This window comes from Paenibacillus sp. FSL R5-0517 (genome assembly GCF_037974355.1).
GTDB lineage: Bacteria > Bacillota > Bacilli > Paenibacillales > Paenibacillaceae > Paenibacillus.
Genome location: NZ_CP150235.1, coordinates 1,011,742 through 1,034,040, shown reverse-complemented (window position 1 = coordinate 1,034,040; position 22,299 = coordinate 1,011,742). Strand labels below are relative to the sequence as shown.

At 48.2% G+C, this 22,299-nt stretch carries 13 protein-coding genes; 3 read left to right on the top strand and 10 right to left on the bottom strand.

The window, feature by feature from the left end:
- Positions 1-30 precede the first annotated feature (30 nt).
- The 6 genes from MKX40_RS04610 to MKX40_RS04585 all read right to left on the bottom strand — a co-directional run bounded on the left by MKX40_RS04610 (position 31) and on the right by MKX40_RS04585 (position 11,883).
- Positions 31-1,599, bottom strand: coding sequence for a glycoside hydrolase family 30 beta sandwich domain-containing protein (locus MKX40_RS04610; protein ID WP_339239774.1), 1,569 nt, complete (start codon positions 1,597-1,599; stop codon positions 31-33).
- 82 nt (positions 1,600-1,681) lie between these two features.
- Positions 1,682-4,393: a glycoside hydrolase family 3 C-terminal domain-containing protein gene (locus MKX40_RS04605; RefSeq protein ID WP_339239771.1), complete on the bottom strand. Its 2,712-nt coding sequence runs from the start codon at positions 4,391-4,393 to the stop codon at positions 1,682-1,684.
- Between the two features lie 626 nt (positions 4,394-5,019).
- Positions 5,020-9,990, bottom strand: a complete 4,971-nt coding sequence (locus tag MKX40_RS04600; RefSeq protein ID WP_339239768.1) for a DUF4132 domain-containing protein — start codon at positions 9,988-9,990, stop codon at positions 5,020-5,022.
- Between the two features lie 24 nt (positions 9,991-10,014).
- Positions 10,015-10,440, bottom strand: coding sequence for a hypothetical protein (locus MKX40_RS04595; protein WP_339239766.1), 426 nt, complete (start codon positions 10,438-10,440; stop codon positions 10,015-10,017).
- A gap of 403 nt (positions 10,441-10,843) precedes the next feature.
- Entirely contained in the window at positions 10,844-11,581 is a 738-nt protein-coding gene (locus tag MKX40_RS04590) for an SDR family oxidoreductase (protein WP_339239763.1), read from the bottom strand.
- A 17-nt stretch (positions 11,582-11,598) separates the two neighbouring features.
- The gene (locus MKX40_RS04585; RefSeq protein ID WP_339239761.1) at positions 11,599-11,883 is read right to left on the bottom strand and encodes an Atu4866 domain-containing protein; all 285 of its coding nucleotides are present in this window, start codon (positions 11,881-11,883) and stop codon (positions 11,599-11,601) included.
- A 162-nt stretch (positions 11,884-12,045) separates the two neighbouring features.
- On the opposite strand from MKX40_RS04585, the gene MKX40_RS04580 reads away from it, so the two are divergent.
- Positions 12,046-12,978 carry an AraC family transcriptional regulator gene (locus MKX40_RS04580; protein WP_339239759.1) on the top strand — a complete coding sequence of 311 codons (933 nt, stop codon included), beginning with the start codon at positions 12,046-12,048 and terminating at the stop codon, positions 12,976-12,978.
- Between the two features lie 79 nt (positions 12,979-13,057).
- On the opposite strand, the gene MKX40_RS04575 is transcribed toward MKX40_RS04580, so the two are convergent.
- The 3 genes from MKX40_RS04575 to nirB all read right to left on the bottom strand — a co-directional run bounded on the left by MKX40_RS04575 (position 13,058) and on the right by nirB (position 18,271).
- On the bottom strand, positions 13,058-13,798 hold the full coding sequence (locus MKX40_RS04575; protein ID WP_339239756.1) for a hypothetical protein: 741 nt from the start codon (positions 13,796-13,798) through the stop codon (positions 13,058-13,060).
- Positions 13,799-13,930: 132 nt separating this feature from the next.
- Positions 13,931-16,063 (bottom strand): molybdopterin oxidoreductase family protein, encoded by a 2,133-nt coding sequence (locus tag MKX40_RS04570; RefSeq protein ID WP_339239753.1) that lies wholly within the window; start codon positions 16,061-16,063, stop codon positions 13,931-13,933.
- A 39-nt stretch (positions 16,064-16,102) separates the two neighbouring features.
- Complete coding sequence (nirB, locus tag MKX40_RS04565) at positions 16,103-18,271, bottom strand: nitrite reductase large subunit NirB (RefSeq protein ID WP_339239750.1); 2,169 nt, start codon at positions 18,269-18,271, stop codon at positions 16,103-16,105.
- A gap of 425 nt (positions 18,272-18,696) precedes the next feature.
- Here nirB and MKX40_RS04560 point away from each other — a divergent pair, with 425 nt between their 5' ends.
- The gene (locus MKX40_RS04560) at positions 18,697-19,926 is read left to right on the top strand and encodes a nitrate/nitrite transporter (RefSeq protein WP_339242917.1); all 1,230 of its coding nucleotides are present in this window, start codon (positions 18,697-18,699) and stop codon (positions 19,924-19,926) included.
- 123 nt (positions 19,927-20,049) lie between these two features.
- On the opposite strand, the gene fabF is transcribed toward MKX40_RS04560, so the two are convergent.
- Positions 20,050-21,288 carry a beta-ketoacyl-ACP synthase II gene (fabF, locus tag MKX40_RS04555; protein ID WP_339239747.1) on the bottom strand — a complete coding sequence of 413 codons (1,239 nt, stop codon included), beginning with the start codon at positions 21,286-21,288 and terminating at the stop codon, positions 20,050-20,052.
- A gap of 139 nt (positions 21,289-21,427) precedes the next feature.
- Between fabF and MKX40_RS04550 the strand changes: the two genes are divergently transcribed.
- Positions 21,428-22,291 carry a helix-turn-helix transcriptional regulator gene (locus tag MKX40_RS04550; protein ID WP_339239744.1) on the top strand — a complete coding sequence of 288 codons (864 nt, stop codon included), beginning with the start codon at positions 21,428-21,430 and terminating at the stop codon, positions 22,289-22,291.
- Positions 22,292-22,299: the final 8 nt, after the last annotated feature.

Below are 22,299 nucleotides of genomic sequence, written 5' to 3'. Positions count from 1 at the left end.
TCCATCTGCACTCTAATCCCCAAGCTTGAATTAATACTCTGTCCCCATTTTCGGAGTCCAACGTAAGGTAACTGCCGATTGGGAAGTCAGCACATATCGAAACGTATCTCCATCCATGACTACATCAAAGGAAACATCTGCCTCACCCGTATTAGCTGCAACCAGCACCATCGTTCCATTCGGATTGCGGAAGGCAACGTTCTCAATCTGCCCATGTTCTTGCGTGGAATCCACTCTTACAGCTCCCGGACGCACATAACGGCTGATGTGGCCCAACGCATAATACTCGACATTTCTAGTGATTTCATCACTGTCCGGGTCAATCGTCACACCCCCACGGCAGTTCTCACAGCCCCCGTTCGTGGGACCCCCTTGCGGATCGAGTGCAATGTTCCAGAGCAGTACATTCTTCGCCCAGTTGCGAGGTGCACCAATGATGAGATTGGACATCTGCCAGCTCAGATTCTCGCCAAAATCAGGACTCCACTCCCCACCACTACATTCGGTAAAATAGATATGTTTATCCGGGAAGCGCTCATGCACTTCCGACATGGCAGATGGATCACCTGCATAACAGTGAAAAGCAGATCCATCGATATAGGCAGCAGCCTGCTCATCACCCAGCACCTTGCCGGTATATTCGACCGCCCGATCCCAGTTATGATCATATGCGATGATTCGTGTATCCAGTCCCGCATCCTGTAGTGCCGGGCCGAGATCATCCCGAATGAACATGGCTTGTTCTTCGGCCCCCATACTCATACTCGGATATTTATCCGAGGTGAACTCCGGTTCATTTTGCAACGTGATCCCGTAGATGGGAATGCCCTTCGCCTGATAAGCTTCGATATACTTCACAAAATATCTCGCATAAGCTTCATATACCTTGGGATTGTTATAATCCAGATACCAGCCGTTAGTGGTCTTCTCTTCCCCGTACTTCATCCAAGCCGGGGCCGTCCACGGTGTGCCCAATACTTTAAGATCCGGTTTCAATCCAGCTACACGCTCCAACATATTCACAACATCCTGATCTTTATCGATCGAAAAGTGTTCCATCTCGTAGTCCGTGCCGGACTCGATATCATCATAGGTATAGCTTGAAGCCTCACCTGATTCACCCACCGAATAATCGGAGGCACCAATCGTATGACGCACCATATCCATGTTTAGCCCTTCCATTGTAAACAGTTCCTTCAGCAGTTGTTCTTGCTTTTCCTCTGGAAGCTGATTAATCAGATGTACCGACGAACCTGTCATCGCTGCGCCAAATCCATCCATGGTCTGATACGTCTTGTCCGGGTTAATCTGTATGGTGAACTCCGACGAAGAAGTGTCTGACTCCTGCGTTGAAGCGACTGAAGAGCCTGTGTCTGCATCATTCTGATCTGTAATTGGAATAGGCTTTTGTGGTGTAAGCAGATTTTGCTGATCTCCTGTGGTTAACCAGACTTCGGCCGCTCTCTGCTTGTCCACTACCGGTGGCGGAGCGGGTTCTTCACTTCGGTTGAAGATAATCCAGACCCCTACACCGACACAACAAACAGCGATGAACAGGATGATCCATCGTTTGGGATGCTCTCGCCAGCCCATGTTCATCACACTTCACTCTCCTTCCATTATGGAAAAAGCCGCGGCCATTAGGCCACGACTCATTTTTGCGATCTCCCTGACTTCACTTTTATTTACCGGACTTGCTTCCGATATTCACACTGCCTGTCAGACGGATATCATCTGATGCATTGCCGACATACACTTGAACTTTACCCTTAGGCATTACCCATTCATGGGATGTTTCATCCCAATAGGACAGTGCGCTGCGATCCAGTTGAATGTTGACCCGTTGCTGCTTGCCTGCCTTCAGATCAACCTTCGCCCAGCCAGCAAGTTGCTTCTCTGGCGTCTCCACTTTGGTTGGCAGATTGCCAACATAGACCTGTACGACTTCTGCACCGGAAACTTTACCTGTATTGCGCAGGTTCAGAGATACTTCCACGGTTGCTTTGTCGCCTTTGCCTGTGTTCTTCACATGCAGATTACGATAATTAAAATCGGTATACGACAGTCCGTGTCCAAAAGCGAACGCCGGTGTCATGCCTTCTTTGTCATATCCTTTGTACCCTACAAAGATACCTTCGGAGTAGTTACCCACCCCATTCACACCCGGGAATTGTTCCGCAGTGGATACCGGGGTCTGGGAATCATCTGATGGGAACGTCACTGGTAACTTACCGGATGGATTCACATCTCCGAACAGAACACGTGCCACGGCGTTACCTTGTTCCTGACCTGCATACCAAGCCTGAACGATGGATGGTACTTCTTTTTGCCAGGAATCCATTTCTACAGCACGACCACTCATCTGCACCACGATCGTTTTCGGATTGGCTGCCGCTACCTTGCGAATCAGTTGCTCCTGGTTATTCGGCAGTTCCAGATCGGAACGGTCTACATAACCTTCACTGTCATACGTACGTGTTACTACGACGGCAACATCGGATTTTTTCGCCAGCTCAACTGCTTTTTGCATTTTAATATCAACAGCGTCTTCTGGAGCTTCCCAGCCAAAACGAACCTGTGCGCCCATATCATGATTGGACTGTACCGGGAAATCGGTACGATACTCAATCCGAATGTCGTGGGACTCGCCTTCTTTGAACGTGATTTCTTTCTTCGTTGTGCTCAATGTATCACCTTGATTGTCTACGAGTAACTCATCATCCACATACAGTTTCGCAGAACCGAGACTGGTCAGGGACAGTTTATATTCACCCGTTTGAGGGGCTGTGATTGCCCCTATCCAACGAGCGGACATTTTGGCATTGAATTTCGTTGGTGTCACGGGAAGCTTGGAAGATTGTGCGTTAAAACCTTCATAGTTGTAGAATCCAAGATTCATGTTGACCTGATTGTCTGTACGGACCAGAGAAGGGTTACCCTCCATATCTTTATTCGTCCAGTATTCAGCACGCAGACCGTATTCCGCACGATCTGTACCATAGTCTCTTTCACTTTTTTGAGCATCTGCTGGCGATAAAAGAGTGGAAGGTACGGCAGACGGTCCATTAAATGCATCTCCTGCGGAGATTGGATCAGTTCCGGCCGCATATTTTACATCCACACCGTTACCGGCACGGTTACGGATACCTTGCAGTGGACTTACGGTATACGTCGGGTTAACCAGACTGCTACCACCACCAGCAGCTGATGCGTTATCTGCATCCGGTCCGATGACCGCGATGGATTTCACGTTTTTCTTGGAAAGTGGCAGTACATTATCGTTGTTTTGCAAAAGAACCATGCTCTCTTCTGCAATTTCACGCGCTTGTTTGCCGTCTTTCTTGGCATTGATTTGTGTATTCGTTACAGGATTATCGAACAGCCCTTTATCGAACATCTGAAGCAAAATGCGTCTAACCTTCTCATCAATCGTTTGCTCGCTGACTTCGCCTTTGTTCACGGCTTCCAGCAATTTGTCTCCCCATTTGCCATACGGCTCCCCAGGTGTCTCCAGATCCAGACCCGCATTGGCGGATTTGGCAGTGCTGAAGTTTGCACCGTAATCACTCATGACGAACCCTTCGAAGCCAAACTGATCCTTAAGGACATCGGTCAGCATCTCCTTGTTCTCACAAGCGTATGTACCGTTCACCTGGTTAAATGAACACATTGCGGAACCGAGATCCGCTTTTTGAACCATCGCTTGGAACGGACGTGCATAGACTTCCTGAATGGCACGTTCGCTGGCTGTTGCATTGGTGGTGAAACGCTCCGTCTCCTGGTTGTTCAGGATGTAGTGTTTCGCTGTAGCGATAACCGGATTGCTTTGAATCCCGTTTACATACGCTGCACCCATACCGGAAGCCAGCAATGGATCTTCACCGAGCGATTCAAAGTTCCGGGAACCCCATGGTGTACGTGCAATATCCAGCCCAGGGCCGAGAACTACATTATGTGTTGTATCATGTGCTTCCTGACCGATCAGATCACCATATTTCTTGGCAAGATTAGTGTCCCAGGAAGCAGCTAGCGCAATTGGTGCAGGCAGTGCCGTAGACTTTTTGTCCTGCACATCCGGGTTGGCCACACGTACCCCTGCAGGTCCATCTGCCATCTGTAATGCCGGAATGCCGAGGCGCTCCAATCCATCATTATAGAAACCATAATAGTTATTTACTTTACCAGTTACGAATCCAACTTTCTCCTCCAGCGTCATCTCCTTGAGTAACAGCTCGGTGCGCTCCTCCGCAGATAAGGATTTGTTCATCCAAGGCCGATCAGCCCCGAATTCCGCCTCCGCGGCGAAGGCATGCAGCGGCATAGCCGCAACCGCCACGATGATTAATAGCATAAACCATCGTTTGAGGAAAATTAGATTGAGTCTTCTGTTCATGTTGTAAGTTCTCCCTCTCTCTTGATCATTTTTCTTGTGCACATATTGAATACATGTATACAAGGGAATGCAAACTGGCTTGATCCCAGTCTTTCAAGCATTCAGGTCGTCCTGCACATGGCTTCGGAAACTGCAGCCTGCAAGCAAGACAGCAGATTTCGCTTCCTAACGATAGCCGACATGATCATGAATTACACCCCCTTAAATTTGGTAAATAACAGATTATAGCGAGCCTAGTCCTTTGGAATCATCTCACTTTAAATTCAGATAACATAACAAGAAAGCGAATTATTTACAGTTCCGTAACTATTTCCGAACCAATTCTCTACTTTTAAAAACAGTCGGTTCGACCCACTCCTCACCAACCAATTAATACAATTAATTAACATATTAAGGGATATGTTGAGATACTCTGGGTCCCAGGTCTATTTGTAACCGGAACCAATCCGGCCCATTGATTTATCCAAAAATATAAAAGCAACTGAAGTCCCTTTTATCAGGTTCCTCAGCCGCTTTATGTTGAAGTCTCTCCCGCTTGTTCACGAGATTCGGAGATACATTGAAAATCGGGGTAACAAATAAAAAAAACCGCCCCACAGGGCGGTTCACTTCTAATTCGCTAACTTCTAATTCTGTAACTGTGCAAGAATCTGCGGGTCCTTGATCTTCTTATCTTCGGCAAGCAACATCACCTTGGACAGAATCTCGGCCGTTCTCGGATCTTCATCAAGGAATGGCAGGAAGATTCGACCCCGATGCTGACTGTGCACTGGTACGATATGAAGGGCACCTGTAGCTTGTTTGAATACATTGCCGCTACCCAGATGAACAGCATACTCACCCAATTTACCATCAATCCGTGCGTAATTCCCATCCAGACGTACATTGTCGATCTTCAGCAGACGCAACGACTCGTTCACAATGACATGGCGCATCTCGATGGTGGTCAGGCTGGCTTCCGGATCTACACCTCCCACATGTGCAACACTGACCACCAGATCGATATCACGCATAACTTCCGAGAAGAACGTCAGCGGCACATCTTGCAACGGTACAGGTTTGTAGCTCTTGCGATCGTAGAACTGCACCGTCTCCAGTGTTGGTGCTTCGGTATCTGCCGGTGAGAACCAATCGGCCATGGCATAGAGATTTGCAATCAGATTATGCTCGTAGCTTACCTTCTGCAGACCTTCTTCATAACTGACTGTCCATTGGCGTCCTTTGAGCAGAGCAACTGTTTTTTTCGGTTGAATCTGATACCCGGCATATCGACGGGACACCGTACCATTAGCCAATTCGTCCTCGTTAGGAAGATATAATTCACGGAATACCTGCTTGAACGGCTGACGCTCCTGACGGGTGAACAGATCCCGTTGGAATTCACTCCAGCTTCCGCTCTGATACAGATGAAGCGGATGAGCAATCAACAGTTGATCCTGTTCCGCTAGGGCATGGATCGTACCCTCTGGTCCTGGAGCAACCAGACCACTGGACGAACCATCGAATCTTCCCATCTTGTCACCTGACTGGAATACAAGCGTTCTTACCAACGGATGTATAACCGGATTTTGCATCAGACTGGCAATTTCCTGACGTGTAAAGGATGTTCCAGCCGTCATCGAACGCTCCAGCTCCTGTCTTGCCCGGCGATACTGATCCACCAGATCCGTTTTGAGCTCTTTCAGTTCAGCGATATATCCATCTTTTTTGAACCGGGCAGGTACAGATTTGAGTGTCTTGCCTTTGCTAACGATAACCATCTCGGGCTGGCCTTCCTCATCAATGACCAATTGTGCTGTCGTGTCAGCATCCAATGCATATGGCTCAAAGAAAGATCTCATTTCATCGAGCTTACGTGCTTCCATGTCCCACATCAGCCGCGTAACATCGGCATAGCCAGCATTACGAGCAAGGTTACCCAGTGCAATCTGTGATGCTACACCTTCACTTGCGCGGCGTTGTGCGCCGAATTGCTTGCTCTGTGTCAGGAATTTCTGAATGAAGTCGTAACGCTCACGCAGATCCTGTTCACGATTTACGGCGAATGGAATCAGACTGTAAGTTAATAAATGATCTTTGTTTCGCTTGTCTGACACGGAATCACGCATATCCTCCAGCCGAAGCTTGCCCAGTGCAGCATCCGCAAACAATTGAGATCTGCGATGGTTGGCTCCCCCGGAAATATACTTGGCACAATCGTATAAGAGATTGAACCGTTCCTCCCCGACAGCAGCATAAGCTTCTTCAAACCAAGCGATATCAAACGCACCTTCATTAAAGTCCTGTGGTGAGATTGGAGAATAGTGGGCCACGATGGTTTCTTTCTCCGCAGTAAAGCGTTCATTGATATGAGCATGGAAGTACCATGCCGCACTGCGAAGACCTTCCCATCCCAGATGTTTTGCAACAATCTCCATCCACTGTGGCGCGTACATGGCTGCTTCCAGCAATTTTTTCTCTTTAATTGGGTATTTCTGGAGCAACTCTCCGAGTTGTTTCTCATCTTCTCCATCCCGTGGATGACAATTCTGAATCAGATAGCTGAACGTCTCTTTGCGTGTTGTGTTGTCCCCATAACTGTAGATATATCCACGGACAAAGGTATCCTGATCCATCGCAGAGACTAGATGTACCCAGTGTTCCATGCCTTCAATTCGTTCCAGTTTCATGGCAAGTGTACTTACTTCTGTAGAGAGTTCTCCCCGGGTCAGCTCGATTTCCAGAATCCGATTAACGACCGTATCCCGTAAGTGAATCAGCTTCGGGTCACTTGCGATCTCTTCCGTACGAGTGGATGTTAAGTTCCGAATAAACATCAGACGATTCCCACCGACCAGAACCTGTCGATATATCTCCTGTTCGTCAATCAGGTTCAACTGGTACGCACGGAGGAAATCTTCAAGTGACAGTAAAGACAGCGGCTCACTACGCTCTACAAGACTGGTGAACTGGTAAGCCGTCTGGAAGAAACGTTTGAAGCTGTTATCGTCATGGATTTTGCCACGAACCACATAATTCCAGGGTGCAGTCAGAATATGAAGCATGCCTGACTCCTTTTCGAGTCGATCAGCAGGCATACTCGCAATAATAGAGGCCCAAGTCTTCTCGGCTATCTCAAACGTGTCGATCGGATCGCTATCCAGAAATGCTGCCGATATAAGCGCCACTACCTGATCCTTATACGGTAACGAATTCAGCATCTGCTGCAGTTTTTCGATATCCTCCAGCGGATAGATTTGTTCAGCAAACGTCTTGCGCCAGCCTTCCAGTAACGGAATCTTTTGCAGTTCTTCATAGCCATACTGATCATGGAAGTAACTGTAATGGTCGCTCAATTTGCCATTGAAATCCCGGAGCTGTATAACCATATACAACTGCATTAACTCCATACTGCTAAACTCGCCATGTTGAATATAGTTCTCCCATACCTCATGAAGCGGAAACTGCTGCATATGCTTCATTTCATTGCGCTCTCCATACGGAACCTTGGAGCGAAGACTCGCTCCAACTAACAATGTTTCTTTATAGCCAGCGTAGTACTCCACTTCATACTCATAATCCCTGTGTTCATGCACCAATTCATTGAGACCCTCCAGAAAAGGTCTGGTCTTATCCAGAGAGAGCGTGAAGATGTCCTTCGGAGTAACGTCCTTGAGATCACGCATCTCATCCAGCAATGGCTCACGTCGCTTCGGATCAAATAAACCAAATCCATTGGAGGCTGTGTAACGACTCCCCTGATCGGTCAGCTTATCCAGCAGTTTCTGTTCCTTGGCAGTTGGTGTCTCAATAAGCTGCGCCAATGGCTGTAATGCCTCCTGCTGATCTGCCCGCTCCGGATCTGCCGCAATCTCGGTCAACAATTCGAGTGCGCCCAGACGCTGCAACTCACTCTTAGCCTGCAAAAGTCGCTTCAGTGAGACCGTCAATTGGTCTATAGGTTGCAGTAATAATACATGGATGACCTTCTGACGAAGTGAGCCTGTCTTGAGCTTCATCAGTGCCTCCATCTGTTCCATCTCTTCAACTGTCAACGTGAGCAACTTCGCCTTGGCGAGTGCACTCTCCCGGTTACTCATACTTTTATCAGACAGACTCTCAAACACAAACTGTCTTTGCACCTCATTCTCAGGATGCTGAACAAACTGGGATAACAGTTCTCCACGCAGTTCCGGGCTTAGGCGGTCCTTGATTGCAATGACTTCGCCGATCCATTCCGGGTCCATATCATAAGCGGCCAGATATAACATTTTTTTGACTACATCATCCATATCAATCCGGTAGTGAACATACTCAAGTACACCCGATGGCCCGCCTGACCCGCCTTTTGGAATGACACCCAACATCTGTTTGAATCGGTCAAAGTCCTGACGCCGCAAGGCCTTATCTTCAAGAGCCTGCAATGGCCACACGTAAACGCTACGCTGATTCTCACCATTCTCGAAACTCCAGTTATACATATACATGGCGTCATAGTTGGTCACAATCCAGTGCATTAACTCGGTATCCTGCGCTTCCAGATACCGACGTGCAATGTCCAATCGAAGCTCTCGGTTCTGGCTGTTAGCCAGTACATATTGGGCCACGATCTTCTGATATAATTGGCCTTGATCCATAATCTCGATGATCTTGCTCTTCAAATCATTCTCTTCGATGACTGCTGTCGCCCACAGGCTGATAAAGAGTTTGTTCGCGTTCGCTTCCTGCTGCCAGGCTTCTCGTACCTCTGGTTGCACCAGCGCCTCATGAGCCTGTTCAATGAGCTGTGCAGCAACTCGCTGATTGGCTGCTTCTATGCCGATCCCCGTCCAGACAGCGAGCGCTCTTACCACAGAACTGAAACGAATCAGGTTGTTGTCGATAATGATTTTTAATATGTAAATATAGGCTTCCAGTGTTCCTTCATCCATCCGCTCCACAATGCTTTGGCGCAGACCTTCCTGCAACCGTGCTGCAACCAGCAGCTCACCTACCATCTGATAGGCTTCCACCTGATCGCTCATGAATATGCCCTTTATCATTTCATGGGTTAACAGTGCATTCTGATTGTCACCATATATAATATCGTGCAGCGCCTGCTTCATACCTCCGCCCTGATGATCCAGTTCATACGCGATACAATCCGCCAGGACCCAACGGATCTCATGCAGATAATCCAGCTTGTACTCACGAAGTGACACATATTCTTCCAGAGAAAAATTATTCATTTCCATCCGGAACAACCCCATCAGTTTACGGATGACCTGTGCTACATGCTGCCCCGGATCGGATGTGCGGAAGGGCCTGCGTTCATAGTTGTTACTGTATGGGAAACGGGTCGCACGCTCTGCAATATAACGGAATCGTGCAACCAATGACTCACTCGCCAGATGCTGGAGCACATCCAATAGTGGCTGGAATAATGGCTTCTGTGTCTCTGCAGCCAGCCTTTCAAGCAACTTTTCTGTATTCAAAAACATCTTTTCGTCTCCACGCAAATACGTAGACCCGGCGATCTCCACAACATAACCTGCCAACTCAAGCTGTACCCCTGTTAACGACTTGGCTCTTTCCTGCAATTCATCCATATACACCTGCACTTGATCTTCCTGATTCATCCTGTTCTCCTCCTTCATCACTCTCTACCACAGACGTCCGGCAAGCATTGTAAATCGGATAAACACCACGTTGTCGCCGTCTTGTATCAAAATTGACTTGTCCAGTTCCTGCAATTCTTCATCGTTGAGAAACACTTTGTACAATCCATCCTCATAGGCAGTTATAGCTGTCTCCATCGCGCCATTCAGATCAGGAACACCCTCATTGTATACTGCGCCAAACCCGACTTTCCCCGCCGCTCCCTGCGCTTCAATATCATCCGGCATCAGGTAGGCGAGCAATTCCGCCTGTTGCTTCTTGTCCTGAAGAGCTTTTACTTGCAGAGCCACCATATTTTCAATGAGCTGCCTTAGCGTATGAGTTGTTTCCGGAAGTTCAGCAGCTTGCTTGGCAAGTACCGGCTTGCGCTTACCCAGACTTTTTACCGTTATCCATATGTTCACTGTCATGCCCCCTCTGTCCTGCCCTATTTGAAGAAGCTTCCATAAGCCCCGATATCTATACCACGATGCGTAATAACCTAAACTCGCAATGACGATCTATCCCAAAATAAAATTAAAAACACGTACATATGTACCCCTAATGAACATCATAACTAAAATTCAATCCATATTCATGAGCCAATCCTCATGTTTACGTGGAACCACGGAACTATGAACTACTTGCGTAGATATACGCAAAATCAGCTAATACACTCTTTCTGGATTGCCCCCATGTTAAATTCTTCTATCTTACTGTTGATAGCATTAGTGGTTGGTCACCCTGAAATATGAACCAAGTTGTTTATAAGGTACAAAAAGACGCCCCAACCGTATATATGGTAGGGGCGTCTTCGGAATCTTACAGCGAGGTTTAAACTAAGCTTGCAGTGGGTCTTACCACAATTTCATTCACATCCACCTCAGCCGGCTGGTTGATCGCATATAGTATGCTTTGAGCGATAGCCGTAGCTGGAATGGATATGCTCCGATAATCTTTCATAAACTCCCGTGCTCCATGATCAGAGATGGATTCGGCAAGTTCGGATTCAGTCACACCTGGCGATACAAGGGTCACGCGGATATCTGAGCCTACCTCCTGTCGCAGACCCTCCGAGATCGCCCGGACAGCGTACTTGGTTGCACAATATACTGCGGCTGTTGGTGTCACGGCATAAGCTCCAATGGAAGCGATATTAACAAACTGCCCGAAACCCTGTTCTTTCATAACGGGCAGCCCAGCTGCAATACCGTGTAGAACACCCCGAATATTAACATCAATCATACGATTCCACTCGTCCACTTTTAGTGCTTCAAGGGTTGATAGTGGCATGACCCCGGCATTATTAACTATCACATCCAAACGTCCATAACGACTGAGCGCAAGCTCTACGATCGTTTGCATGTCTTCCAGCTGTGTAACATCAAGGGCATGATATTCTACTGAACCACCTTCCGAGCGAATGGCGGAAGCCAGCACCTCTAGGCGATCCACTCGTCTTGCACCAATAACAACATGTGCTCCCTGCTCTGCTAACAGACGCGCTGTTGCCTCCCCAATTCCGCTGCTTGCACCCGTGATTACAACGACTTTCCCTTTTACATTAAACATATCGACTTCTCTCCCTATTAGGTATTTGATTGTGCATCTTCTCTGTACAGAACCATGCCTGCATGATAAAGCACGCCTTCCTTAAAGTCTCCATCCGCAGTAAAGCCAGTATCATCCACATATTCAATATGATCTCCTTCGACTACATATCGACCTTGGTACGCACTTTGCCTATCTCCCCGTGATTCGTCATAACGACCGGAAGGAAGCAGTTCATGTCGGATGTACCCGTCCTTCGTCACCCACATTCCTACATACGGGTGCTCCAATTCTGGTCTGTCTTCTGATCTATTACCTGCCATATTTCCACGTCACTCCTTTCTGTTGCCAACAGATTCAATTGCTTAATTTCATTATGTAGTCGATCAGTCTCTGTACGATAGAAGAATCCCACAGTATTCTTGCCTATTCGTCCAACGCATTTTAAAATGGTTATGAGTATCAGGAAAGGGGGCCTGCAATCCATGCTATCCAAAACGGAACAGGGTACAGCTATTATTGAGCAGCAACAGGAATTGGCCCGCTTAATCAGTCGTTTCGCCCACGATGACGGGATTCATCTAACAGCAATTCCTTCGCTTGCTTTGATCCGTGCTTCCCAGGTTTCAGAGCCCATTCATACCGTGCACGAACCCGCCTTGTGCATTGTGGCCCAAGGTTCCAAACTGGTTATTCTCGGACAAGAGAGCTATACCTATGACTCTTCACAGTATCTGGTCGCTTCCATAAACTTGCCTATTTCAGGACAAGTGGTACAGGCAACGACAGAACACCCTTATCTCTGCTTACGACTTGATTTTGATTCGGGGCAGGTTTTTGATCTTGTTCAAGATTCTCCTTCCGCACACACCAAATCCAACAACTCAACACGTCGTGGGTTGTTTGTAAGCTCAAACAAACCTCCGCTTCTGGAAGCCGTAATCCGATTGGTCAGATTGCTGGATACACCTGAAGATATACCTGCACTTGCACCTCTTATGACTCGTGAGATTCTATATCGCCTGATTCAGGATGAACACGGACATTCCATCAGGCAGTTTGCAGTCCAAAACAGTCATGCACAGCATATCGCCCAAGTCATTGAAGTCATTCACTCCGAATACGCCCATCCACTGCGAATCGAGCAATTGGCTTCCATGATTAACATGAGTACGTCCTCATTGCATTATCATTTCAAAGCCGTTACCGCCATGAGCCCACTGCAATATCAAAAACAGATTCGATTGCAGGAGGCCCGGCGAATGTTACTTGCAGGTTCAACCGATGCGGCCGATGCGGCATTCCAGGTTGGGTACGAGAGTCCTTCCCAGTTCAGTCGGGAGTACGCCCGCATGTATGGCCTTCCTCCTAAAAGTGATATCAAGCGCCTTCGCCATACACTCCAGATCGAGGGCTAAATTCAAGGAAAAAGCCAGCTCTCAACAAATATGAGGGCTGGCTTTCTTGTAATTGTAATTGCTGATGAAATAGAAAATCTTAGGACCCTCCAAGCACCTTATCTTCAATGACCGGCGCCGGTATTTCTCTAATCTCAATCGATTCTTCCGGAGCAAAGCTCTGGATCTTCATCGGGATAGAATCCAAATGCTTGTACTCTTCGGTCTTGGTTGGTCTGGTTACAATTTCACCGTTTTTGTCTTTCTGATAAATCACACGTTGCGTCGGTAAACCCGTATTTACATCAATGGTCACCACTTCCTTGTGGAGTGCGTCTTCAGAAACAGCCTTTTGCTCGTTACGCTCTGTAGCAGAACGGGAGTGTGTTCCCGCAGTTTCCAGTACGGTCCAATCCTGACCTTGTAATTCTTCTTTAGCATTTTCCAACAGCGAGTTCTGTAGCAACTTCTCATTTTCAGCAGCTATGTTGTCCGGCATGGTCCAAGTGTTCCCAACCAATTTTCCCGTCTCAAAATCTCGACCATACGAAGTGATTTTCTTACCACCATCTTCAATAATCATTTTGTAATGAAGCTGGTTATCACGGTATTCCTCAGTGACTTCTGTCAAATTCACACGGTCCCGATAGCGAACGATATATGATCCGTCTTCAAACGATTCCTTAATATAATCCACCTTACCCTGGGTCGCCTTAAGTGCTGCTGCTTCAACATCGCTTTGAGCACTAACTATAGACGGCTTGTTCAAGTACATGTAGCCACATACAGATGCAGCTACCAGTGGTAGGGTGAGTAGTGAAACCAATGTTTTCTTTTTCAAAGGTTTGACCACCTCTTATTTAGTCAGTATATATTCTTAACGCTTTATTCTGCTTTTAAGTTCCAGTCATTTACATATCCGTTCTCGAAGTTAGCATTAGAGCAGCTTATGATGCCTGGAAACCTGTATGGATTATTTGGCTAATCGCAATGGTCGAATGGTTACTGCCGCCGTCTTGAATCCGGGCATACGGCAGAACGGGTCCAGTTCCGGTCGGGTTGCCCGATTCACATTTTGAACACCACCCCAATGCATCGGCACAAACAAGGTATCCTCCCGAATGGAATCCTTGATGCGCGAACGAACCGTGAAACTTCCGTACTCCGATTGTATCTCTACCCACTCTCCATCGTGAATACGATGACGGGCAGCGGTAACCGGATGAAGCTCAACGAAGTTCTCCAATTCACGAGCTGCAAGTGCCGGACTGCGATGCGTCTGCACCCCTGTAAGATAATGAGGGAGCACACGTCCGTTGGTAAGAATTAAGGGGAATTCCGGTGATATATCATTCCACCCCAGGCTTGACTCACATGTGAATGCCGCTTTGCCATCGGGATGTGCGAATCGATCACCGAATAACAGGCCTTCTCCTTGCTCTTCAAGGGAAGAACACGGCCAGTATACCCCTTTCTCGTTACGCAAACGCTCATAGGTAATGCCATAGTAATCAGCCACTCCACCACGGCTCGCCAACCGAAGCTCATTAAAGATATCCTCAGCAGTGTCATATTCAAAGTAAGAAACTTTACCCAATTGCGCGGCAATCCGGCATAATATCTCCCAATCATCGAGCGTTTCGCCTGGCGCAGGCCTCCCCTGTTCCCGGAGCAGAACACGCCCCTCCAGATTGGTCAGTGTACCTTCATTCTCCATATAAGAGGTAACGGGAAGAACCAGATCCGCCATTCGTGCAGTCTCGGACAGAAACATATCTGCCACGATTAGAAAATCCAGCTTACGCAAACCTTCCTCCACCAAACGCACATTAGGATTGGATACAACCGGATTGGAGCCCATCACAAGCAAAGCCCGAATCTCCTGGTCATGAACTTTCTCCATCATCTCGTAGGCCGAGACTCCTTTACCCGGTAAACTTGCAGGGTCCACGCCCCAGATCGATGCCACATAGGCACGATCAGCTTCATTTTCAATCGATCGATAGCCCGGCAGCTGGTCAGCCTTCTGCCCATGCTCCCGTCCGCCCTGCCCGTTCCCCTGACCTGTGATCGCACCATATCCACAGCCTTCTCGGCCAATTTTGCCAGTCGCTAACACCAGGTTGAGAAAATGCCTGACGGCCATATGCCCATCCGTCTGTTGCTCCACACCACGTGCTGTCATGATCATGCCTGTCTCTGCCTCACCATAGGCCAGTGCAGCCTGACGAATCAGGGCCAGATCGACTCCACATGCTAGTGCCGACTGTTCGAGTTGCAGATCAGCCAACCCTTGTATCAATTGCTCGTATCCATGCGTTCGTTCTCCTATAAAATGAGGGTCCACCAATCCGGCATCCATAATCACCTTCAACATACTATCTGCCAGCAGTGCATCCATGCCAGGCTTCACCTGCAAATGAAGGTCGGCAATGGCAGCGGTTGCCGTCTTGCGGGGATCAATAACGATGAGAAAGGCCCCATTCTCCTTCGCCTGATTAAAGTATGGCAAGAGTGTAGGTTGGCATTCTGCGATATTGGTTCCGGCAAGTATAATACAGCCCGCTTTCGGTATATCGGACAGGCGGAACGTCAGTCCTCGGTCCATCCCAAATACTTTACTTCCGGCCGAAGCGGCAGCTGACATACAGAATCGTCCATTATAGTCGATATATTTCGTCCCCAAAGCAACCCTGGCGAACTTGCCGAGCAGATAGGCTGACTCATTTGTTAAAGATCCGCCTCCGTATACTCCAACCGTATCTGCTCCGTATGAATCTTTCAAGTTCTGAAACCGCTGTGCGATGGTCTGAATGGCCTCTTCCCAGGAACAGGGTTCAAGCTCACCATTACGACGAATCAGCGGGTGCATTAATCGTTGACCACTGAGCGCATGCTGATGAGCATTCATACCCTTCACACACAGTCTGCCCTGAGAAGCTTCATTCGGAACGCCTTGGACCGTATATTCCGCTCGGCTCTGACCTGCAACAGGTGCGGCCAGCTCTTCAACTGTCATCTTGCATTGCACACTGCAATATGGACACTGTGTTTCTTTTACATACAGCTTGGATACCGCCATTTCCGAAGTTATCGATAATTCCATTTTCCCATCCCTGCCTTTCAGCTGTAATACTGATCCGTTTCAGACGGTGCCCTGCACCGCGGGAGATTCAAGAAATTGCTTCATCGGGGATGCTGAAGCCACATCCCGCTCATAATGATGAATCGCAACAAGTTCCTTCTGTAGTTGGTCATCCAGCAGCGTTTCCCGGATCGTCATGAATCCCATTCGCTCGGTCCATGCCCATAAAGGCTCATCATACCAAGCGGTTTGGCGATACCATTGAAGGCAGGCTGATGCAAGCGTAGCCGCTTGCATCTCTGTCTCAGCCACCCCAAGCAACTCACCTTCCTTCACCGGATGCTCTGCATGACCACCTGCATAGATCTCCCATCCAGCTGGTGAAGCCAGCAAACCAATATCCTGAACCAGTACGCTCACTAATGACCCCGGCCCTGGTGCAACCCCAATATTCACGGATGACGGCATCACTGCACCGATCCAACTGGCACGAAGCTGCGCAGCCAACCTACTGACATCTCTGGCATAGGATGACGACGGGATATGATTATCCCAGCGTACCTGGACCTCTGAGTGCCCTTCGATCTCTCGTGCAACTATCGTTCCACCGGATACTTGCAAGTAATAGTGGATCACTGGACGACATACAGCACAGCCAAGCTTCGAACCCCAACCCAACTTCTGCAAGATCAAAGGTAGATCTGTATTCGGAACAACGATGTCAGCCAGCATTTCCTTCAGTTCTGCATGCCCAAGCGCCGTACAACTGCATACAGACATTGGAGCAGGTTTATCTGGTGTGGCTTCCACCCCAGTACCCCCGTTATTTTTCAGGTTATGCGTATGTTTCAACAGTGCAGCCACCATCGGGCGACAGCCACCACATGAACCAGAAGCCTTCGTCTGTTCCTTCACCTGATCTGCCGTCTCGAGGCCCTGTTCCTGAATCGCCTTCATAATGGCAGCCTTGGTCACATTGTTACAGGCACATACGGTCTCCTGAACTGGTAATGCCGCAGCAGCCATCTCAGCCGGGTCTGGGGCCCCTTCACGCGGAGCCAATTCCGCTACATCCGCACCTCGTTGCACAAGTCCAAGCAACGACGTTCCTTCGGTTGTATCTCCAAATAAGATGGCTCCTCGCACTTTTCCAGCCTGCATCAGTACCTTTTTGTATGTGCCTTGAATGCCATCCAGATGTTGAATTGCGGTCTGTACACCTTCACCACTAATCTCGCCGGCTGAGAAAACATCAACTCCCGATACCTTCAACTGTGAGTAGGGAATCGATCCTTTGTATTCATGCGTTTCCCGTCCACAGAGCGTACGTGCAAGCACCTTCCCCTGTTCGTATAAGGGGGCCACCAGACCATAACTGATTCCCCGATGTTCGGCACATTCCCCAACTGCATATATATCCGGTACATTGGTGCGCATATAGTCATCTACCACAATTGCCCGATTTGTAGCAATTCCACTTCGTCTGGCGAGATCCACATTTGGCCGAATGCCTACAGCGACAATGATAACCTGAGCTTCAAGCTTGGAACCATCTGTGAACAGCAACCCCTGCGCCTGTGATCGTCCGGTAATTTTCTGCGTGTTTTTGGACAAAAGAAAGGACATACCCTGGTCTTCAAGCTGCCCCTGAAGCATCGCAGCTGCTTTTTGATCCAACTGTCGGTTCATAATGTAAGGTGCATTATGAATCACCACAGCTTCCATCCCCAGATGCAGCAACCCACGTGCAGCCTCCAGTCCAAGCAATCCACCCCCAATAACGGCGGCCTTGCGAAATTCTCTGGAATAGTCGGACATACGCATACAATCATCAATGGTTCGGAAGGACATGACCCGTTCTTTATCCACTCCTGGAATCGGTGGAATAAACGGTGAAGACCCTGTCGCCAGAATCAAGACATCATATGTTTCTCTTAGGCCGGATTCAGTCTCTATATATTTCCCTCGGGTATCAATTCGGTGTACCGTCTCACCTGTGCATAGCCGGATTTGATGCTCGGCATACCAGCCCCAGTCATTGATTATGATATCCTGTAGCGAATGCTCCCCCTGCAATACTTTTGATAACATGATCCGATTGTAATTGGGACGGGGTTCATTGCCGTAGATTACAATCTCATACGTATCAGGCTCCAGTGCGATGATCTCTTCAACACACTTCATTCCTGCCATGCCATTCCCGATAATCACCAGTTTGCTTCTGCTCATGGGCTGCCCCCTATCTCTTTCACCTGAAAATAAACAGAAAAATCCCTTCTCCATCATTCGGAAAAGGGCACCGTTGCCTCCGGAATCCACACGCCATTGTGTGGATTCATATTAGATTCAGATTAAGGGAATCCAAATACAATGTCAATATAATTAACATCAAAACCACGAAACACGATCAAAAAAAGAATTAATTAAAATTACGTGTAATTTTTGTTGACATGACCATTTTCTCTTGCTTATAATTTGAATCAAAATCACAGTGCTGTGATCAACTCAGATGCGGGAACACAATGACGTGTACCGCCTGTCGGCAACGGGGCCGCAAATCGTTCTGATCTGGACGAATTGCGGCCTTTTTCTGCCTCAACAAGCACATAGACAAATTACGAAGATCTTAATTGGATGAGGAGCGATGATGGATGATGGAGAGCAAAAGTTTTTGGAAAAGCGGGCATAAGCCCACCCTGTTCGGGGCGTTTATGTACTTTGACATCAGTTTTATGATATGGGGGATGCTGGGTCCACTCGCAGTTGTCATCGCATTGGACTATCCGATGACTCCATTGGAAAAGGCCAATCTGGTCGCATTGCCTATTCTTGGCGGCTCCATCCTGCGACTTGTACTCGGCTTCATGTCTGATTATATCGGTCCGAAACTAACCGCACAGATCGGGATGCTCGTCACTCTGGTTCCCTTATTACTCGGCTGGTTATGGGTTGACTCCTTAAGCCAGCTTTACGTGGTGGCACTCTTGCTGGGTGTGGCTGGTGCCTCCTTTGCTGCTGCGTTGCCGCTGGCGGGCCAATGGTATGGCAAAGAGCACCAGGGTCTTGCCATGGGTATCGCCGGGGCGGGTAACAGCGGAACCGTACTCGCGACGTTGTTTGCCAATCGCTTGGCTACGCATTTTGGCAGCTGGGAAGTTGTGTTCGGACTTGCTATTATCCCGATTGCTCTCGTATTTATTCTCTTTTCTCTCTTTGCCAAGAATAGTCCTAACCGGCCTGAGCCCAAAAAATTGTCCCAATATGGAAGTCTGCTTAAACAAAAAGATGCTTGGGTGTTCTGTGCCTTCTATTGTGTAACCTTTGGCGGCTTCGTTGGATTATGTAACTATCTAACCATCTTCTTCAACACCCAGTATGGACTTTCACCTGTTCGAGCCGCAGATATTACCACCTTCTGTGTCATTGCAGGCAGCTTCTTCCGGCCTGTAGGGGGTTATCTGGCAGACAAAATTGGTGGAACCCGCATGCTGACTTTCCTTTATACAGGAGCCTGCGTCATGTTGATTGGAGTATCCTTCATGCCACCACTTCCTGTTGTAGTGGTCATGCTGTTCCTCGGTATGATGTGTTTGGGAGCTGGAAATGGATCCGTGTTCCAACTGGTTCCGCAACGCTTCGGTAACGAGATTGGCCTGATGACAGGCATTGTAGGCGCGGCTGGCGGGTTGGGCGGATACGCACTGCCGCTGATTCTCGGTCAACTGTATAGCAGCTACCAATCCTACACTCCAGGCTTCGTCATTCTTAGCCTGATTGCTGCAGCTTCCCTGTTCCTTGTTCTCTTCATGCAATCCCGCTGGCATGTAAGCTGGTTGAGTCGGGGCAGCAAAGGCTTAGCGGAATCAACGCCTCTCTCTTCGTAAGGCATGCAAACACTTGCCTGTTAATAGGGTTCCGTGATACGAATGATTCGCGTATAACCAAAGGAACAGCGTGGCCTCACCAGGCTGCGCTGTTCCTTTGGTTATTTCAGCTGTTCTTTTAGCTTAAGAAGAATATTTTTGAAGAACAATCACCGCATTATGACCGCCAAAACCAAAGGAATTGGACATTCCAATCCGCAAATCTGCTCTTCTTGCCTCATTGGGTACATAGTCCAGATCACATTCAGGGTCACTCTGCTCCTGATTGATGGTTGGAGGAATGATGCCATGACGCAAACTTTGAATAAGTGAGATCGCCTCCGCACCACCAGCTGCACCAAGCATATGTCCTGTCATGGACTTATTCGCTGTGACCGGAACATCATAGGCAGCTTCCCCGAAAAGTTGCTTAATCGCTCTCGTCTCAGAGAGATCGCCCGCCTCCGTACTGGTGGCATGAGCATTAATTACATCGATGTCTTCAGGTTCAATCTGAGCTTCTTTAAGCGCTGCTTTCATTGCCAGATATGCCCCCCGTCCTTCCGGGTGGGTTGCTACCATATGATATGCATCTGAACTGGCACCATATCCAATTACTTCGGCAAGAATATTTGCCCCTCGTTCCAGTGCATGAGATAGTGACTCAACAACCAGAATCCCAGCGCCCTCCGCCATGACAAAACCGTCTCTCCCCGCATCAAATGGACGGCTTGCTGCATGGAACGCTTCATTTCTTGTTGACAACGCTGTCGCATTACCGAAGCTTGCCAGTGACACTTCAGTTACAGCGGCTTCTGTCCCGCCAGCAATAATGACATCGGCTCCACCATGACGAATAAGACGGAAAGCCTCTCCAATGGCTGTATTGCCAATGGAACAAGCGGTTACTGGCGACAATGTCGGCCCCCAGCAACCAAACCTCATACTAACCATAGCTGCAGCCATATTGGATATCATCATAGGTACGAGTGTTGGACTGACTCTCGCAGGTCCCCGATCAGACAGGACCTTGCCTTGTTCCATCAATGTCTGAATTCCGCCTATTCCTGAACCAATATATACACCTACCCGTTCGCGATCCAGTTCGTCCATCACAAGACCCGATTGGGATACTGCCTGGTCCGCAGCAGCAACAGCGAATTGAACGAAGCGGTCCATACGCCTTGCTTCCTTGCGTCCAAATTGCTCTTCACCATCAAAATCACGGACCACACCAGCGATTCTGGTTTTATAGGAAGCTGTATCAAAATGTTCTATTGTTGATATTCCTGATCTACCCTCAATTAATCCATTCCAGAATGTATGTACATCATTTCCCAAAGGAGAGATGACTCCCATACCTGTAATGACGACTCGTTCCATATCCATCCTCCTTCAGCGCTGTTATCTTCCTTCATTCTTACGCTATGCCACTAATAGTGCACTTTTGAATATCCTATTACAAGTTGTCAATTATAATAGTATAATGACTACCATGATAACGAGGACGGAAGGTGATGGATTGAACTACGATGTCAGGTTACAAGCATTGTCTACTTTTCTAAAAACACAGCGTTCCAAAATTTCTCCCGAATCTGTCGGTTTACCCACTGGAAGCCGGCGCAGAACGCCTGGTTTGAGGAGAGAAGAGGTTTCCCAACTGGCAGGTGTAAGTACAACATGGTATACCTGGCTTGAACAAGGTCGGGATATTCAGGTATCCCATTCGGTTTTGGACAACATCGCTTCAGCACTAAGACTTACTGCGGATGAGCGAAAATATCTGTTTTCACTTGCCATGGAACATCACTCCGAACTGCCGACACTGGAAGAAGAACCTGTTCAACTTCACCCTTCCTTGCAGAAAATTTTGCAAGAGCTTCATCACTGCCCTACCGTGATCTCGGATCGGCGTTGTTACATTGTTGGCTGGAATGATGCAGCCCGGCATGTTTTTATGGATTTTGAACAGATTGCCCCCGAACAGCGGAATATGATCAGTCTGTTATTTGATCGAAAGGAGTTTCGCAGGCTCGCGGTGAACTGGGAGGATTTTGTTAGCGGATTTCTGGCAATCTTTCGTGCTTATTATGGTCAGTATGTTGATGATGAATGGTATAATTTATTTTTGGACGACATGATGAACAGACATCACGATTTTCACACCCTTTGGAAACAAAGCAGCGTCAGCAGCGCCCCGGACGTATTAATCGAATTCAGGCACTCCAAAGCAGGCAAAATGTTGTTTGATCTGACTTCGTTGCAGGTTCAGGGTAGTTCCGATCTGCGTTGCAGTGTCTACACCCCTGCACCAGAGACAGCCACCGAGCGCAAACTGATGCGCCTGATCGAGCGTGAAGCTCATCCACATTTGGGCGAGCAATAAACCAGATT

What these genes read in the sequence shown, in the direction of transcription:
- MKX40_RS04610 (WP_339239774.1), bottom strand. Translation starts at nt 1,599, where the DNA reads ATGAACATGGGCTGGCGAGAGCATCCCAAACGATGGATCATCCTGTTC.
- MKX40_RS04605 (WP_339239771.1), bottom strand. Translation starts at nt 4,393, where the DNA reads ATGAACAGAAGACTCAATCTAATTTTCCTCAAACGATGGTTTATGCTA.
- MKX40_RS04600 (WP_339239768.1), bottom strand. Translation starts at nt 9,990, where the DNA reads ATGAATCAGGAAGATCAAGTGCAGGTGTATATGGATGAATTGCAGGAA.
- MKX40_RS04595 (WP_339239766.1), bottom strand. Translation starts at nt 10,440, where the DNA reads ATGACAGTGAACATATGGATAACGGTAAAAAGTCTGGGTAAGCGCAAG.
- MKX40_RS04590 (WP_339239763.1), bottom strand. Translation starts at nt 11,581, where the DNA reads ATGTTTAATGTAAAAGGGAAAGTCGTTGTAATCACGGGTGCAAGCAGC.
- MKX40_RS04585 (WP_339239761.1), bottom strand. Translation starts at nt 11,883, where the DNA reads ATGGCAGGTAATAGATCAGAAGACAGACCAGAATTGGAGCACCCGTAT.
- MKX40_RS04580 (WP_339239759.1), top strand. Translation starts at nt 12,046, where the DNA reads ATGCTATCCAAAACGGAACAGGGTACAGCTATTATTGAGCAGCAACAG.
- MKX40_RS04570 (WP_339239753.1), bottom strand. Translation starts at nt 16,063, where the DNA reads ATGGAATTATCGATAACTTCGGAAATGGCGGTATCCAAGCTGTATGTA.
- nirB (WP_339239750.1), bottom strand. Translation starts at nt 18,271, where the DNA reads ATGAGCAGAAGCAAACTGGTGATTATCGGGAATGGCATGGCAGGAATG.
- MKX40_RS04560 (WP_339242917.1), top strand. Translation starts at nt 18,697, where the DNA reads ATGGAGAGCAAAAGTTTTTGGAAAAGCGGGCATAAGCCCACCCTGTTC.
- fabF (WP_339239747.1), bottom strand. Translation starts at nt 21,288, where the DNA reads ATGGAACGAGTCGTCATTACAGGTATGGGAGTCATCTCTCCTTTGGGA.